Origin of the sequence: Pseudoalteromonas sp. A3 (genome assembly GCF_025942345.1) — a bacterium.
Lineage (GTDB): Bacteria > Pseudomonadota > Gammaproteobacteria > Enterobacterales > Alteromonadaceae > Pseudoalteromonas > Pseudoalteromonas atlantica.
In genome coordinates, this window is sequence record NZ_JAPCKL010000035.1 from 1 (window position 1) to 627 (window position 627).

Sequence of the window (627 nt, forward strand, 5' to 3'; positions counted from 1 at the left end):
CTGAAAAAGTAGGGGTCTAATTAGGTACAATTATACTGCATGTTTTTTAATCAAAAAACAATCACTAATCTAATTATAAAATAGTGTATATATTAATTTACCAATGCCACTAAACATGATGCCGCCCATAAGCAAAAAAGCATACATAATACTAATAGCACCGGCTGAAGGGTCGCTCTTTTTATCAATTTCTATGCATGCCGTACACACAACAAAAAATATAAAAAAGTTAGCTATCACACCTAAAATAAAAGCATTGCCAAATAACGGTGATACGCCAGCTAAAACTGCACCCAAAATTAACAGCGAGCCTGAAATTGAATGTTTATCAAACCGGCTTTCAATTATTTTTATAACTAAAGTGGTTAGCATAGATAGTGAAAAGTATAGCGTTGGCCAAAACTGATAATATAAATACCCCCAGTTTAAAAGCTCACCTGAAGTTGATGAAAAAGCTTGCTGGCCTATGTCGGCCGCTGAACCATTCGCGGCATTTTCGCTAAAAAGGTACCCTATCCCACCGATAATTAATTTTATAAGCCAAAAAAATAAAAAACTGGCAATTGTAAACCCGATAGCGTCATCCCTTGTTAATCGTTTTTTAGCTTTGCTTTTTACAATAATGGC

General features: G+C 34.8%; 1 protein-coding gene. It reads right to left on the reverse strand.

The annotated features are described in order from the left end of the window. Positions 1-69 precede the first annotated feature (69 nt). Positions 70-627: hypothetical protein (locus OIZ54_RS20260; protein WP_264391153.1), on the reverse strand; the 558-nt coding region annotated here is incomplete at its 5' end.